This window comes from Flectobacillus roseus (assembly GCF_030056595.1).
Lineage (GTDB): Bacteria > Bacteroidota > Bacteroidia > Cytophagales > Spirosomataceae > Flectobacillus > Flectobacillus roseus.
On record NZ_JASHIF010000017.1, the window covers coordinates 88,730 to 104,570 of the forward strand.

At 37.6% G+C, this 15,841-nt stretch carries 13 protein-coding genes; 5 read left to right on the plus strand and 8 right to left on the minus strand.

Going from position 1 to position 15,841, the window contains the following annotated elements; all coding sequences use genetic code 11:
- Positions 1–54: 54 nt before the first annotated feature.
- Positions 55–336: an SCP2 sterol-binding domain-containing protein gene (locus QM524_RS18010; RefSeq protein ID WP_166578749.1), complete on the minus strand. Its 282-nt coding sequence runs from the start codon at positions 334–336 to the stop codon at positions 55–57.
- 320 nt (positions 337–656) lie between these two features.
- On the opposite strand from QM524_RS18010, the gene QM524_RS18015 reads away from it, so the two are divergent.
- On the plus strand, positions 657–2,897 hold the full coding sequence (locus tag QM524_RS18015) for a TonB-dependent receptor (protein ID WP_283345620.1): 2,241 nt from the start codon (positions 657–659) through the stop codon (positions 2,895–2,897).
- A gap of 82 nt (positions 2,898–2,979) precedes the next feature.
- Here QM524_RS18015 and QM524_RS18020 read toward each other — a convergent pair whose 3' ends face one another.
- From QM524_RS18020 to QM524_RS18030, 3 genes are all read right to left on the minus strand, one after another.
- The gene (locus QM524_RS18020) at positions 2,980–3,609 is read right to left on the minus strand and encodes a uridine kinase family protein (RefSeq protein ID WP_095161444.1); all 630 of its coding nucleotides are present in this window, start codon (positions 3,607–3,609) and stop codon (positions 2,980–2,982) included.
- Positions 3,610–3,828: 219 nt separating this feature from the next.
- On the minus strand, positions 3,829–4,548 hold the full coding sequence (locus QM524_RS18025) for a LytR/AlgR family response regulator transcription factor (protein WP_166578747.1): 720 nt from the start codon (positions 4,546–4,548) through the stop codon (positions 3,829–3,831).
- 13 nt (positions 4,549–4,561) lie between these two features.
- Positions 4,562–5,398, minus strand: a complete 837-nt coding sequence (locus tag QM524_RS18030; RefSeq protein ID WP_283345621.1) for a sensor histidine kinase — start codon at positions 5,396–5,398, stop codon at positions 4,562–4,564.
- 669 nt (positions 5,399–6,067) lie between these two features.
- On the opposite strand from QM524_RS18030, the gene QM524_RS18035 reads away from it, so the two are divergent.
- The 4 genes from QM524_RS18035 (at position 6,068) to QM524_RS18050 (ending at position 10,960) form a co-directional block, all read left to right on the plus strand.
- Positions 6,068–7,174 carry an Mrp/NBP35 family ATP-binding protein gene (locus tag QM524_RS18035; RefSeq protein ID WP_095161447.1) on the plus strand — a complete coding sequence of 369 codons (1,107 nt, stop codon included), beginning with the start codon at positions 6,068–6,070 and terminating at the stop codon, positions 7,172–7,174.
- Between the two features lie 166 nt (positions 7,175–7,340).
- A complete protein-coding gene (locus QM524_RS18040; RefSeq protein ID WP_095161448.1) occupies positions 7,341–7,592 on the plus strand; it encodes a NifU family protein in 252 nt (83 codons plus the stop codon).
- Positions 7,593–7,883: 291 nt separating this feature from the next.
- Positions 7,884–8,921, plus strand: a complete 1,038-nt coding sequence (locus QM524_RS18045; RefSeq protein WP_166578745.1) for a thioredoxin family protein — start codon at positions 7,884–7,886, stop codon at positions 8,919–8,921.
- Positions 8,922–9,175: 254 nt separating this feature from the next.
- Positions 9,176–10,960, plus strand: coding sequence for a D-alanine--D-alanine ligase family protein (locus QM524_RS18050; protein WP_283345622.1), 1,785 nt, complete (start codon positions 9,176–9,178; stop codon positions 10,958–10,960).
- Positions 10,961–11,217: 257 nt separating this feature from the next.
- On the opposite strand, the gene QM524_RS18055 is transcribed toward QM524_RS18050, so the two are convergent.
- From QM524_RS18055 to QM524_RS18070, 4 genes are all read right to left on the minus strand, one after another.
- Entirely contained in the window at positions 11,218–12,183 is a 966-nt protein-coding gene (locus QM524_RS18055; protein WP_283345623.1) for a hypothetical protein, read from the minus strand.
- Between the two features lie 511 nt (positions 12,184–12,694).
- Positions 12,695–14,071, minus strand: a complete 1,377-nt coding sequence (locus QM524_RS18060) for a cytochrome P450 (RefSeq protein ID WP_283345624.1) — start codon at positions 14,069–14,071, stop codon at positions 12,695–12,697.
- Between the two features lie 227 nt (positions 14,072–14,298).
- Entirely contained in the window at positions 14,299–15,027 is a 729-nt protein-coding gene (locus QM524_RS18065; protein ID WP_283345625.1) for an esterase family protein, read from the minus strand.
- Positions 15,028–15,080: 53 nt separating this feature from the next.
- Positions 15,081–15,689 (minus strand): GDSL-type esterase/lipase family protein, encoded by a 609-nt coding sequence (locus tag QM524_RS18070; protein WP_283345626.1) that lies wholly within the window; start codon positions 15,687–15,689, stop codon positions 15,081–15,083.
- Between the last annotated feature and the right edge of the window lie 152 nt (positions 15,690–15,841).

Here is a 15,841-nt window from a genome sequence, read left to right on the forward strand (position 1 = left end):
ATTTAGATTTTAAAACAATCACTCATTTACTCATTCACAAATCACTCAATATTATTAGCTGAACAATTCTTTTAGTTTAAGGGCGACCATAACATTTCCTGCAAATTTTAATTTTCCTGTGATTACCGCACTCATCGGGTCAATATGACCATTAATAAGGCTTTGTAAGACTGTAGTAGTCGTTCTAAACGAGCAATCTGCCGTTTGGTAGTCGTCGCTTACATGACCTTTGGGACAAATCATGATACTTCCTTCAGGCAGGTCAAAACGAACCGTGCCACCCATTTGTGTTAATTTCTCTTGATGTTGAGCGATTTGATACATTAATCTTTCCATAGCTGTATTTTTTGCTTGTTTAAGTTCTTATATCAAAGCTAATTAATTGAAAAAATAAAAACAAGCGAAATTTCGCTAAAATGTATATTTTCGCAAATATGTTTTTCGGAATGCCTCAAAAACCCTATTCAGGCCTAATAATTTCCTGTTCACCAGTATATTAGGACTTCTTAGCAACGAAACTTTCTATATATCAGTCAACATTTTATAATAAATCCAACCACATTTTTGGGCATCTAAATAATATCTTTGTGAATAAGTACAAAATATTCACAACAGACTAAATCCTATTTTCGCTCAGACAAAGCGATATTTATCACATGCAAAAATTTTTTACAACCTTAGTAGGGCTATTATGGCTTTCTACATTTGGCGTTATTGCTCAGCATTTTACCCTAAAAGGACAAATTACCAATCAAGCTACACAGTTACCTGTCGAAGGAGCAATTGTTCGAACCTTTCCCAATGGCTATGCGATTACCAATTCTTTGGGAGAATTTTCTATCTCAAAACTGACTTCTTCTGAAGTGCAGGTGCAAGTTTCACATATTGGTTTTCAGAAATATGAAGCCAAAGTAAAAACAAATCAAACCCTTAAAATTGCTTTGCCCATAGCGATGGTACAGCTCGATGAGGTAGAAGTACATCCTGAAAATGCGCACCAACAGCAAACAATCAGTAGTATAGATTTGCAATTGCGTCCTATCAATAACTCACAAGAAGTATTGCGCTCAGTACCAGGGCTGTTCATTGGTCAACACGCAGGAGGAGGCAAAGCCGAACAGATATTTCTACGCGGATTTGACCTTGACCATGGCACTGATATTCGCTTGACAGTGGATGGTATGCCTGTAAATATGGTATCACATGCACACGGACAAGGATATGCCGATTTGCACTTTGTGATTCCTGAATTGATAGAAAGAGTAGATTTCAAAAAAGGACCCTATTATGCCGATAAAGGCAATTTTACCACGGCAGGTTGGGTAGATTTTAGAACAAAAAATGTCCTGGACAAAAACTTTGTAAAGGTTGAAGCAGGGCAATTCAATACCTATCGTGCAGTGGGTGCGTTTAATCTTTTGGGGCAAAAAGCCAAAGAACGCAACGAGTCGATGTACGTAGGAGGAGAGTATAGCTATTCGGATAGTTATTTTGACTCGCCACAGCATTTTCGTCGTGTCAATGCTGTTACCAAATACAATCGTCAATTTTCGAGTAAATCACAATTAACCTTGACGGCTTCTACTTTTTGGAGTAAGTGGAACCACTCAGGACAAATCCCCGACCGTGCAGTAGATTCGGGTCAAATTTCATTTTATGGTGCGATTGATGATACCGAAGGTGGCGAAACCAGTAGAAGTAATGTTAATGCGCAATTGGTAACACAATTGGGCAATGGCGTGTTGAAAAACCAATTATTTTATTCTAATTATAACTTTTTATTGTTCTCCAACTTCACCTTTTTCAAAGAAGACCCTATTAATGGAGATCAGATAAAGCAACATGAAAATCGTAATCTTTGGGGAGGAAATACCAGTTATTCGATAGAACATGGTAATGGTACGAGTTCGAATATTGGCGTGGATTATCGACAAGATTTTGTAAATAATCTTGAGCTTTCACGAACCGTCAATCGCACTTTTGTTAGTGATTCTTTGAAATATGGTAAGGTTATGGAGCAGAACTTAGGATTCTTCTACGATTATACCATGCGACTATCTGAGCGATTGACAGCCAATGTTGGTTTGCGATATGATGTGTTTTGGAATCGATATAATAACTTTTTGAGTGATTCGAGTAAATATACTTTGAAAGCAAATGCCTCTATTTTAAGTCCTAAATTCAACTTATATTATACCCCAAACAATCGTGTGCAATTGTATTTGAATACAGGAAAGGGTTTTCACTCAAACGATACACGTGTAGTAGTAGCTACTCAAGGACGTGAGATATTACCAGCAGCTTACGGTTCTGATTTGGGCGTTGTATGGAAGCCATTACCTAAATTATTGCTCAATATGTCGGCGTGGTATTTATGGCTCGACCAAGAGTTTGTGTACGTGGGCGACGAAGCCGTAGTGGAGCCAAGTGGTAAAACTCGTCGTATGGGATTAGATCTTTCGTTGCGTTACCAAATTACAGACTGGCTGTACGCCGATATGGATTGGAATATCGCAAAACCAAGAGCATTGGGTGTAAACGAATTACAAGCATTTTTGCCATTGGCTCCAACCCGAACCTCAACGGGAGGCTTGAATGTCAGAACGCAAAATGGATGGAGTGGCTCGTTGCGATACAGATATATGGCCGACCGACCAGCCAATGATGATAATACGATAATTGCAAAAGGGTATTTTGTCAATGATATGCAGGTCAATTATCAATACAAGGCATACAACTTTGGATTATCGGTTCAAAACCTTGCTAATGTGCGTTGGAAGGAAACGCAGTTTGCGACAGAAAGTCAGTTGAAAAATGAAACAGAACCCGTAAATGAAATCCATTTTACGGCAGGAACACCATTTTTTGCCAAGCTGTCGGTAGGTATATCTTTTTAGAATAGGAGCTAGAAAAAATGAAAAGGGTAGGATATAAACCATTAGTCCATATTCTACCCTTTTCTTGTAAATGTCTTAAAGCTTACTGATGAATTTTTGCTTTCAAGAAATTAATCAACACATCCAAACCTAAGTCGAAGCTATGGTTGTTTGGGATTACGATATCGGCTACTTTTCTATAAGGTTTAATGAATTTTTTATAAGTAGGGTTTACGTGATTTTTCCAGCGATACATCACGTCCATCAAATCATATCCTCTTTCTTCGGCGTCGCGTTTGATACGGCGATTAAGTTTGATTTTGTTGGTAGCATCAATAAATACCTTCAAATCCAACTGGTTGGCTACTTCAGGGTAATGGAATACAAAAATACCTTCAACAACCACAATAGGGGCTGGTCTAAAGCATAACATTTTAGGTGTTACAGCTTTGTTATTGAAAGTATATTCTTCTTTGTGTACTTCCAATCCTTTTTTCAACAGCTCAACATCGTGGGCAAAAGCCTCTCCATCAATTGATTCAGGAAGGTCAAAATTTTCAACACCATTTTCATCTTTCAACTGAAGATGACGTGGGCGATAATAATTGTCTTGAGAAATCAAACAAATTTCATTTTCTGGAAAAGCCTCAAGCAATCGCTTCAGGAACAAAGTTTTGCCCGAAGCACTGCCACCAGTAATACCTACGAGATACGGTCGTTGGGGAATAGCCATTGATTGGATTAATGTTAAAGAAATTTTACTACTAGAATTCTACCCAAACGGGCAATGAACCATGCTTATACACATAAACTCCCCCAGCAGATAGAATAGTTTCTTTGAATGGGGGAATTCTTAATAGCGCTGAATGGAGAGAGAAGAGTGAAAAATTCAACACCCACTTTCGATTTAGACTATTGTATATTTCAGCAAAGTTCGGAAAGATTCACGACTTTATTTTCGTCCAGTAATAATTTTCTTATCTAAAGCAGCCCAAAGTTGATTACGATAGGTATCTCCTAAGGGGATAGAGGTCTCATTATCGAGGAATATCTGGTTTCCTTCTACAAAATCTATTTTACCCAAAGAAATGATATAGGAACGATGAACCCTCAAAAATAAGTCTGGAGAAAGGGCTTCTTCCAAGTCTTTTACATTGAGTAGTGATACAAATTTTCCACGGGTGGTATGCACCGTTACATAATTTCCTAAACCTTCTACAAAGAGTATGTCATTGAGTTCTATTTTCTGGATTCTACTTTCAGTCTTAATAAAAACATAATCATCAGCCGTACCTGAGCGTTCGCTTTCGGTGCTTCTTCTCAAAATAGATTGAGTTTTATCGATGGCACGTACAAAGCGTTCGAAAGGAACAGGCTTGACCAAATAGTCGATATTATGATATTGATATCCTTCAAGAGCATATTCTTCATAGGCTGTAGTAATAATGAATCGGCAGCGACTGCCCGCCAATTTCATGAGCTCGATGCCCGACAATTCAGGCATTCTTATATCTACAAAAGCTAAATCAACGGACTGGGTTCTGATTAGTTCGAGTGCTTCAACTGGACTTGTAAAGGTGGCTAGTAAGTTTAGTTGAGGCAAACGATTGACATAATTGCTTAATACATCAATGGCAGCACGTTCATCATCAATAATGATACAATTCAACATTTTTATAAAGTATTTAAAGTACTAAGTGTAGCGTCAAGCTAAAGAAATCGCCTTCATCGCTGGTGGTTAGTTTGTGCCTATTAGGATAGGCCAGCAAAAGTCGTCGGCGGGTATTGCTTAAGCCAATACCTCCTGATTGTTTTTTAGCTTCGGAACACTTTTTATTATAAGTTTTAAATATTAAGTGGTTTTCTTTGACCAAAATTTCTATCAAAAGTGGGTGATCGGGGTTCGACAAATCTCCAAATTTGAAAGCATTTTCTACAAAAGTTAATAGAATCAAAGGTACGATACGGCGATATTCCAAATTGCCCTTGATATTTAATTGAACACACAACCTATTGTCAAAACGTAGTTGATTAAGTTCGACATAGTTTTGTATTTGTGCTACTTCTTTACTCAAATGAACTTTCCCTTCCTCATCATCGTCTTTTATGGCATAACGCATAATTTCAGAAAGTAGCATAATGCCACGAGAAAGGTTTTCAGAGTATTGCACAGACTGTGCATAAAAGAAGTTTAGGGTATTGTAAAAAAAGTGTGGACTGATTTGTTTTTTCAGATTAGTTAACTCTGCTTGTTTGATGGCGTCATTCAAGCGATCATTCTCTTGTTGATTAAATTGTTGTTGTTGTTGTTGTTGAGTAAAAAAAAGCTGAGCAAATCGATAAGTAATTGCCCAAGAGATCACAACTGTATAAGTAATAACCTGAAACCAAAAGTTCTGTTTTCCGCTAAAATATACATAAGAGTCAAAAAAGCGGGGTAATAAAAGGAAATGAACCAAGCAATTCCATACAACAATAGTTCCAAGTATTAGTGCTGTGCGTCGGAATAAAGTTCCTTTCAAACTTAGCGTGGCTTGAGAAGGAATAATATATTTTAAGATAAAAATAAAGACGCAAAGCTTACAAACAGAGTGTAGTATGAGTGGTACACTAGATTTGAGGTTGAAGGGTGCTTCCAATAACCCATTGAACACCATAACCTCGCAAAACATGTATAACAACCATACCAAAAGATATATCCAAACAAGCCTCAATTTGTTATTCATTCCCAAATTTACCATGAAGAAATACACTTATCATCAAAAAAAACATCATTTTGTAAATTTCATAACCTAAGTTAAGAGACTCTATTTATTTAGCCCTATTTTGAGAATAGCTTCACACAGAAATCTGACTTGTTGACCCTCTTTATATACCCGTCCACGTAAATAATTTTTAGAATTGTGTATTAATATTGAAATTTGATTTCCAAATAATATTTGGTATGAGTACACCTCAAAAGCATTTAAAGTTAATAGTCTCTACTCCTATTTTCCCTTCAAAGGACTCACTTGTTGAGTCCTTTGTAATTTATAGCTATCTCCAATTTGGCAATTTCCTCTTTACTTCCTATCGCTTAAAGAAACTTACAAGCTATCTTTGCGGTTAAGTTTAATAAACGATAGTGATAAGATATCAATTCTTGTCTAAATGGCATAAGTTTTATTTGCCACTAATTTCGAAAAACAATCATGGGCGATTTAAAAATCAATAAAGAAGAGATTCTCAAGGCTTTATCTACGGTTCCTGAACCAGACTTGAAAAAAGACCTTGTTACCCTTAATATGATTAAGGACATTGAGTTGGGGGTAGGCGAAGTTCGCTTTACTGTTGTACTTACAACACCAGCTTGTCCTTTGAAAGAAAAAATCAGAAAAGACTGCGAAAATGCTATCCACGAGCACGTAGACCCCAATCTGAGAGTGGTTATTAATATGACTGCTGATGTTACTACGACTCGCTTTGGCAATTCTACTTTATTACCCGATGTCAAAAATATTATTGCAGTAGCTTCAGGTAAAGGTGGTGTGGGTAAGTCTACAGTAACAGCCAATTTGGCTATGGCGCTCAAATTGTCTGGTGCTAAAGTGGGTATTATCGATGCCGATATTTCTGGCCCTTCGATTCCAGTGATGTTTGGTGCTGAAGATTTACAACCAATGGTACAGCAGATAGATGGCAAAAATATGATTCAGCCAATCATGCAGTACGGCATCAAGATGATTTCAATGGGCTTTTTGGCTCCGCAAGACAATCCTGTGCCTTGGCGTGGTCCTATGGCTACACAAGCTTTGCGTCAGTTTTTCGGTGATACACACTGGGGAGAATTAGACTATTTATTGATTGACCTTCCTCCAGGTACTTCAGATATTCACTTGTCGTTGGTACAGCTTGTGCCTGTAACAGGTGCAGTTGTAGTAACTACGCCACAAAAAGTGGCGTTGGCCGATGCTACTAAAGGTTTGATGTTCTTCCGTCAAGCACAAATCAACGTTCCTGTATTGGGGGTTGTGGAAAACATGGCTTATTTTACTCCAGAGGAATTACCAGACAATAAGTATTACATTTTTGGAAAAGATGGAGGTAAAAAATTGGCTGAAAAATACGAAACGGAATTGTTAGGCTCTATTCCGTTGGTACAAGGAATCCGTGAAGGTGGTGATGAAGGCAAACCTGTTGTAATGGGTGATTCGATTATGACTCAAGCCTTTAAAGACCTTGCCGAAAACGTAGCACAACAAGTAGCTATTCGTAATGCAACGATAGACAAAACTACACCAGTGCAGTTGAAAGTGTAGACGCAGAATACATACAGCTAAATTTCCTAGCCATCTGTCGGCTTTAGTATCAAATAATTACGATATTTGTATTACTAGCAAAATCGAATAGGGCAGAAGCAAAATTCTAGCTTGAATATATTTATGGATCTTGCTAAAAGACCATACAACCAACTTGTTATAAAGCATGGAAACAACGTTTGAGAATTCTCTAGCAGAAAAAGTAGAATCGGCCTTAAATAAGATTCGTCCTTATTTGGTAGCTGATGGTGGCAATGTGGAAGTTATCGAAATCACAAACGATTTGGTTCTCCGATTACAATTTGTAGGCGCATGCAGTTCGTGTTCAATGTCTGCCATGACTTTCAAAGCTGGTATAGAGGAAACCATCCGTCGTGAAGTTCCTGAAATTGCTCGTGTCGAAGCTGTCGTGGCCTAATTCACTCAAAGCTTTGTCCAAAATATATATAGCCCTTGCAAATTATTTTGCAGGGGCTATTCGTTGTGTAGGAGCAATAATCAATTTCGGATTGGGGATTTCAGATTTGGGATTTTAAAATAGTACTTGTTTATAAAAATAGATACTTCCGAAATCAAATATCCAAAATCTACAATACTTAATCATTCGCAATTTCGGATTTTAATAATAGTATTTGTTTATAAAAATAGATACTTCCGAAATCAAACATCCGAAATCCGCAATACTTAATCATTCACTCAATAAAACCGTATGAAAAAAATTGCTTTACTATTTGCCTTCGTAGTAGGTTTGGTACAGGCGCAAGCACAAGTACGTGGAGGTATTAACTTCTTTAAAGGAACACTCAAAAGTGCCTTTGCTTTGGCTCAAGCTCAAAACAAACCTCTTTTTGTCGAAATTTATGCGATTGGTTGTCCTCACTGTGAAAACTTCAAAAAGACTTTTGATGCTAATGCCAAAGTCGGAGCTTTTTACAACAAAACCTTTATCAATTACCAATTGGAGGTAAACTCTCCTGAAGCAAAAGCTTTTCGTCAAAAACATAATATCTATGTGTTGTCAACGCCTTTGATGAGTTTTTGGGATAAAGACGAGAAATTATTACATATCCAGTCGGCGGGAGACGAGCAAAACAACGAAGCCTATATTATCAACATGGGCGAGCGGGCTATTAATCCACAAATGCAATCGGCCACTTGGAAAAGCTATTTCAAACAAGGTATGAACGATGATAATTTCTTGATTGAATATGCCTACACTTGCCGCTTATTATGTGATACAACCGACAATCTTGCAGCAATGCGCACGTATGCGCAAAAACAAAAACCAGAGGTGATGTCTAGCCCTACCAATTTTGTGGTTTTACAGAAAATCATCATGGATGACGAAAACCCCTTGTTCATCAATATGATGAATCATTTGGAGGAGTTTAATAAAAAGTTTGGTGCACAGAATGTCAAAGTTACAGCCGAGAATATCATCATGTATAGTTTGTATTGCAGTCGTGCGCAACAATATTCGCCTGAAAAATTTACTCAAATGAAAGAATATCTTCGTCGTTTGGGCATCGACGAACAATCAATTCGTGGGCGTTTTGTATGGACCGAATCGACGATTCTTTTCAAAGCAGGAAAAGACATAGAAGCTGCCAATTTGATTGATGCGTTTTGTAAAAACGTAAAGCAAATCGACAAAAAAGATGCAGCATTTATTGAGAATTTTGTGAAAACAAAAACAACCAACTCCGCAGCTCTTGAAAAACTAGACTGGATTTTTAAGAAAAAATAATTTGATGCTATTCGCTGTAGGCACTACGCTGTAAGCAAAATGATGAAAATCAATGACTCACTTTGCCTACAGCTTATAGCCTACAGCCGCAAGCAAACTATAATGACTCACTTTGCTTTAGCTTAAAGCCTATACATTTTATCGCCTCAAATCTTCCAAAACCCTGCTGTCTCGCCTAAATTTGCTATATTGCATGCCAAAAATAGCATTCTCTTCAACGTTTAATCCCGATTGCTTAATCGGGCATTTCAAGCATGAATATAGGTATCTTCTTTGGCGGGCCCGCTCGTGAACGTGAAATTAGTTTTGCAGGTGGTAAAACGGCGATGGAAAACATCGACAAGTCACTTTTTACACCTGTTCCGATTTTTGTAGACGGCACAGGAAACTTCATCATTCTCAATGAGTCGCTGGTATATTCTAGCGCTATCCGTGATTTTTATCCTCCAAAATCTTATCAAGGCGATTATACAATATACTCAGAATCGTTAGGGCAATTGTCTGATGAAGAACTTGATACCATGCTTCAGACCATTGGTACACGTATTTCACCCGACAAATTTAAGTCCTATATCGACTTTGCCTTCATTGCTATGCACGGTCCTGGTTGCGAGGATGGAAGTATTCAAGGTTTGTTGGAATGGTACGGTATTCCATATTCAGGTCCGAGTGTGATGGGTTCTTCGATTGGGATTGATAAAATCGCCCAAAATGACTTGATTCGCTTGGCAGTAGGTCTGAATAAAAGAACAGCAACATTGACGCGCCAGTCTTTTGAGCAAGAGGAGGCTAGTGTTTTGTTCGAACAAATCAAAGCCCAAGTTGGCTTACCATTTGTCGTGAAAGCACCACATCAAGGGTCATCTATTGGGGTAGCTTTTGTGAAAAAAGATGAAGTAAGTGATTTTGTAAAAGCGGTAAAACAGTGCTTCTTTATTCGTGAGGTAAGTGCTGAAGAATGGAATACATCGGATAAGAAAGAATTTGTTCAAAAAATGGCGAATCTCGATGAAGGTATCGGTTTGCCAGTCGCATTGAACAACGAATTAATATATCACCCTTCGGAGTTATTGAGCAAACTTGATGCACATTTTGCACAAGCAAATACCAAAGCAGAGTTAATTTCGAGCAATGCCGAAGATGCTGTTTTGTTTGAAAGTTTTGTAAAAGGACAAGAATTTAGTTGCGGTGTCATCCAAACGCCAGATTGCGTATCGGTAGCATTGCCGCCAACCGAAATCATAGCAGGGGTAGAGGTATTTGACTTTAAAGCAAAATACCAATCTTCCGCAACTCGTAAGCGTATTCCAATCGAAACGTCCTTGGATAACCTTCATAAGGTGCAAGCTGAGGTTAAAAAGGCTTTTGACTCCTTAAAATTTGGCGTTTGTACACGTATCGATGGTTTCTTGACACCAGATGGTGAAGTGTTATTACACGATCCAAACACTATTCCAGGTATGTCGCCAACCTCCTTGATATTCAAGCAAATGGGAGAAATCGGATTGAATGTGACAGACGCAATTACCTATTTTATTCGTCAATCAATTCGTGAGCGTGTTCGTACAGGAAAAAATACGATCAAGTTTCAATTACTATTAGAAAAATTAGATGCAGCAATTGCAGTTCGTATCGAAGGTTTGGCATCTCGTAAGCAAGTAGCCTTTTTGTTTGGTGGGTTCGACGCCGAAGCGCAAGAGGCATCTTATGCCGAAGCAAAAAAAGCGTATGGTCGTTTGGCAGCTAGTGTGGATTCGCTTCCTGTTCCAATTTTTGTGTTAGGAAATGACGCTTCTTCAGCGAAGTATTACAAGCTTCCTACGAATATCATGTTCAAAGAGTTCGCCGAAGATATTGTGAAAGCATTAGATGGTTCAGTTCACCCATTAATTACTCAGACTCGTATCAATGCAGAGGCCATCACACTACATTTTACGGGTAAATTGGTAGGTACTGTGGAGGAAATCGACTTATCCACAATCTTATCAACATGCCAAGCACAGCAAAACTTTGTAGCTGGCTTGGAGATTGATTTGTAGTATTGAAGGATTATTTGTATCCGTAGAGACGTAATATTTTACGTCTTAAGCCGAGTCAGAGATAGCGTAGTAGTATCAAACATGAGTCATCCCGAATTTTGAAACAAACATGATTCAATAATTTTTATCAAAAAAGCGTTCGAAAAACAATTTTCGAACGCTTTTTTTGATGCTAGATAGAACTCAGTTTTAGACGTAAAGTATTACGTCTCTACGGTTGACATACCAATTTTAACATAATCACTCATTCACTCCATTTACTTAACCGTAAATATACCTTGACCGATTTTAAAACCTTCGGCATACAATTCTATAGTATAATTACCTGCATTATATTTTGAGTTTTCGCCACGACTAAAAAGCATTTCTACACGTTGGTCATTGCTCGTATATTCTATGACTTTTTTGGAAGTGTAAGCCGTTTCGATACCATTAAATTGGAAAATACCAGAACCCAATGCACTATCCGAAATCACAGCACCCGTTGGGTCAAGAATACGGAGAATGATTTCCTTTTCATTTTGCTCAGTCAGAGGATTAGATGGAAGTGTGAAAATGACCAATAACTGATTCATTTTCTTTGATTTATAATTACCACCATCTTGTACTTTTCCACGAGAACTTACTGCCAGCGCCTGAATGTTAATAGCTTTCAATTGAGCACCAATTCGTACTTTTTTGCTAAGTTCTTCATTTTTACTTCGTTCTTCTGTAACTGATTGCGTTAGCACTTCACGTTCGGCGCGTAAGCCCGTATTTTCACGTACAACGCCTTCTTTCTCTTGTGTCAAAATTCCCTTCTCTTTCACCAAACTTTCATTCTCAGAACGAAGCCTATTGATTTGTTGGTCTTTTTCAGATAGTAAGGCAATGTATTCTTGAATTTTTTCTTCGTAGGTATTTTTGTCAAACTTACTGGTATTCTTAAGTTCGGCTTTGTCATGATTTAAGCGAGCTTTCAAGTTTTCTAGTTCCTCAACTTTTCCTCCAAGCTCCTTTATTTCAGCGATTTTGGCATCTAGTTGTGTCGAAATAGAATCCAAACGTGTCCGTACCGTAGTCAGTTCTTCTATTTTCTGATTAATGATAGACTCTTGACTTTCAGTTTTTTGATTTGCATTAAATAGCATATAGCCTAAAACCAAAATAACAACAGCTGCAAGTCCCAGAAGGATTTTGAGAAGGCCATTATTACCTGAGTTAGGCGAATTTTGATTATTCATAATAATAAAGTACTAAAAATGAAAAGATATATTTTACCATAAATTACGGTTGCAATAATAGATAAAGTTTTGAACCGAAATAAATTTTCATTTGAAATATCAATATTTTGTGCGTATTGATGAAAATCGGGTATTATTGATTAAAATACAATGTAAGGGGACGTGTTGTAAAACTATCCAAACGTGGATATAGATGGACTAATGGAAAACTAGCAGAAACAAGGATAAGGCTTATAACTCAGAAAGCTTTACTAAAGTACGCTTTTCTGGGCATATAAGCATCATGTAAAGGATACCATTTACTGGATTATGATAATGTTTGCTTTTATTAAGTTAGTGGGCAAAATAAAATTTAAGATTGTTCTTTGGGCTTTCAGGTAGTGGCTTTCGGCGGTGGGCTTTGTGAAAAAGCATGGCTGTGGTTATTAAAAAACTCTTTGCTTAGTGCCTAACGCTTGTTTAAATTCATTGGGAATATTTCGCCGAATGCCCATTGCTGAAAGCCGAAAGCTCAAAACTCACTAGTCATACTTACCTTAATAGGCATATTACCTTTTGGTTTTAGGGTAATTTGTGGGTCAGGAATCACATTCTCCATTTTTTCAAAATCAAAATGTTTGACTAATAGAGCCAGCATAACCTGCATTTCCATTAAGGCAAAATTGTTTCCAATACAAAGTCTAGGACCACCTCCAAATGGTAAATACGAATAACTAGGACGTTGTTTTATCCGCTCAGGCAAAAAATTGTCAGGATTAAATTCCTCTGGATTTGTCCAATAGGCTTTGTTGCGGTGTAACAAATATGGGCAGAAAAAAACTTGTTCTTTGGCAGGAATCAAATATTCGCCAATTTTTTGGTCTTCCATGACTTGTCTACTAATTGCCCATGCTGGAGGATATAATCGTAACACTTCATTTACGACTTGTGATGTATAAGTTAGTTGTCTGATATTCTCAAAATTGGGTAAATGCTCTCCTAATACCTCCTGAGCTTCACGACGCATCTTTTGGACTATTTCAGGGTGTTGTGCCAACAGGTACATCGCCCAAGACATCGCCATTGCGGTAGTTTCATGACCAGCAATAAACAGCGTAACAATTTCGTCTCGTAGTTGCTTATCAGTCATTTGCTCTCCTGTCTCTTCGTCCTTAGCAGTGATAAGCATTTGTAATAAATCATCAAATTGAGCCTCTGGATTAGATTCAAGGGCATTTCTGCGGGTACTAATAATTTCTTGAATTACAGCATCTAGTCGCTCAGAAGCAGCTTTAAATCGCTGATTTGTCTTGGTAGGCACCCACATCGGGAATCTTACTGGAGTACGCATCTGCATGCTCAAGATTTCATTGAGGGTATCAATATCTTGTGAAATATGAGCAATTTTATTTGGGTCGATACCTGTACCAAACAACGATTTTGTGACAATCAATAAAGTTGCCTTCATCATTTCCTTGGTCATAGGTAGTGTCGTAGAACCATTCTCTTGTTGGAGTGTAGCTTCCCAACGTTTGACCAAAGTCATAGTCTCGTCGTTCATGATATCGACTAATAAGGCCAAACGCTGTTTGTAAAATGCGGGCTGTGCCAATTTGCGTTGGCGGTGCCAAAACTCACCATGACTCGTCAAAATACCATTTCCTAATACTTGCCCAAGAACTCTGTAAGCACGCCCTTTGACGAAGGATTTACTATTTTCTTGTAGTACATATTTGATATCTTCTGCATTAACCAACAGGTAGACTTTGAGATACACAATTCGTAATTGCGCAATACGTTCATAGTTATTTTGAAGTTTAAGCAAGAAATTGAGAGGGTCTCGTCCAAATTCTAATGCGTGTCCAAAGAAAAACACACCCTTGAGCACTGGAGCTTTTTTAAGAAACATAGATTGTCCGTAAAATGAAAGGAGTTGAGTATTGGTGCTTTATGAATGATTTTAAAAATTACCCATTTCAGATATCGTATGTCGGATTGCGAAAGCGTAACCTACTTTTCAGTATTTCCGAAATCAGAAATCCCAAATCTGCAATAGTTTAAAATCCTTCGTGTAATCCTATATGGATGATTAACTATCTGTAAAATAAATGATTGTGTAAATGTAAAACACTCAATCTAAAGATATATCTGTACCATTTTTCGCCAATAGCGAGCTTTGTGAGCTTCCTCGTCCCAGACGTATAAATGATGGTGAATATCTTTATAATTCAGAATTTCACTAAAATGAATATTGTTTTCTAAAAATGCATCCTCCTGTCCAATGGCTAAAATAATATCCATTTTACGTAAATCAGAAAGTGTTCGCTCGTCTTGAAGGTTAGGAATAAATTGAATAGGCGTGTTGAAATAAATATCCTCATCGTGGTAGCCACTAAACAAATCCCTAAAATATCCTGTCGCCCAAGTCAAGTCATAGCGTCCACTCATGCCTACAGCCTTACAGAAATAATGTGGGTATTTCATTGCTACGTTGATAGCATGATAAGCTCCTAAGCTACAACCTGCCGAAATCATATCACTAAAAGGATTGATTTGGTGCATGAATGGAATTACCTCCTGTATAATATACTGTTCGTAAGCAATATGACGAACAATGCGTTCGCGAGGAGTGATATATTCGTTGTATAAACTTTCGGCATCTATGCTATCTACACAAAAGACCTGTAAATACCCAGCTTCGATTTTGTCTTGGATGGCAGCAATTACCCCCCAGTCTTCATAGTCATAAAACCTTGCAGCCCTTGTAGGAAAAAATAGTACACGTGTTCCAGTATGCCCAAATACCAGTAACTCCATGTTTTTTTGAAGGTTTGGACTAAACCATTGGTGGTATGAGCGGGTCATGTTAGCGGAATTTTAAAAGGGATTGATAGGTCAGAAATTTAATAGGAAATCTTTTAAACTTGTTTAAATTGAGATAAATGTTTCAATAAAATTTCCTTCAGAATGTTATGCCCTTGGGTATTGAAATGCAATCCATCGTTTTCGTAATACTGTGGATTGGGACGATTGTCGTATCCTAAATAATTATCATAGATATTCACAAAATGCCAATATGGATTTTGACGAGCTTCAATCTCGTTTTTGATAATCATATTGGTGTATTTTACTTGGTCATTGAGATACCAACGAATCGGACTGGGCTTAATCGAAACATAAGAGCAATGAATATCGCCATAGCGTTCTTTAATTTTTTCAAAAAGCTGAAAAAGAAAGATATAAATTTCCTCTGGATGACGGTTATTGCTCAGGTCGTTGTCGCCTGCATATACGATAATATTATCAAGTGACTTTTGATATTTGAATACTCTATCAAAATACCAAGTACAAGCCGCCAGAGTGGAGCCTCCAAAGCCTAAGTTTACAGGTTGGAAAGGTGCAAAGTCTTGGTAAAGTGATTGCCAAAGCGTAAAAGTCGAACTTCCATAAAAAGCCGTTTGGGGTTGATATTCTAAGGTTTTTTGTAATTTCTCTAATCGTTTAACTTCTTCTTCGTACCAAAACATGACTTTAGTGGATAACAGGGTTATGATATTTGGGTGTGGACTGTCAACGCTCAGAAAGCAAAACAGCATAAAGCCATTTGCTAACCACCTTGGAGGTTACAGCATCATTCAAATATAGCCAAAAGACTTTAAACAAAAGGGCTGGCTGTGTC

Bases quoted from the DNA above. Each gene is read 5' to 3' on its own strand.
- QM524_RS18010 (WP_166578749.1), bottom strand. From the start codon at position 336: ATGGAAAGATTAATGTATCAAATCGCTCAACATCAAGAGAAATTAACA.
- QM524_RS18015 (WP_283345620.1), top strand. From the start codon at position 657: ATGCAAAAATTTTTTACAACCTTAGTAGGGCTATTATGGCTTTCTACA.
- QM524_RS18020 (WP_095161444.1), bottom strand. From the start codon at position 3,609: ATGGCTATTCCCCAACGACCGTATCTCGTAGGTATTACTGGTGGCAGT.
- QM524_RS18025 (WP_166578747.1), bottom strand. From the start codon at position 4,548: ATGTTGAATTGTATCATTATTGATGATGAACGTGCTGCCATTGATGTA.
- QM524_RS18035 (WP_095161447.1), top strand. From the start codon at position 6,068: ATGGGCGATTTAAAAATCAATAAAGAAGAGATTCTCAAGGCTTTATCT.
- QM524_RS18040 (WP_095161448.1), top strand. From the start codon at position 7,341: ATGGAAACAACGTTTGAGAATTCTCTAGCAGAAAAAGTAGAATCGGCC.
- QM524_RS18045 (WP_166578745.1), top strand. From the start codon at position 7,884: ATGAAAAAAATTGCTTTACTATTTGCCTTCGTAGTAGGTTTGGTACAG.
- QM524_RS18050 (WP_283345622.1), top strand. From the start codon at position 9,176: ATGAATATAGGTATCTTCTTTGGCGGGCCCGCTCGTGAACGTGAAATT.
- QM524_RS18055 (WP_283345623.1), bottom strand. From the start codon at position 12,183: ATGAATAATCAAAATTCGCCTAACTCAGGTAATAATGGCCTTCTCAAA.
- QM524_RS18060 (WP_283345624.1), bottom strand. From the start codon at position 14,071: ATGTTTCTTAAAAAAGCTCCAGTGCTCAAGGGTGTGTTTTTCTTTGGA.
- QM524_RS18065 (WP_283345625.1), bottom strand. From the start codon at position 15,027: ATGACCCGCTCATACCACCAATGGTTTAGTCCAAACCTTCAAAAAAAC.
- QM524_RS18070 (WP_283345626.1), bottom strand. From the start codon at position 15,689: ATGTTTTGGTACGAAGAAGAAGTTAAACGATTAGAGAAATTACAAAAA.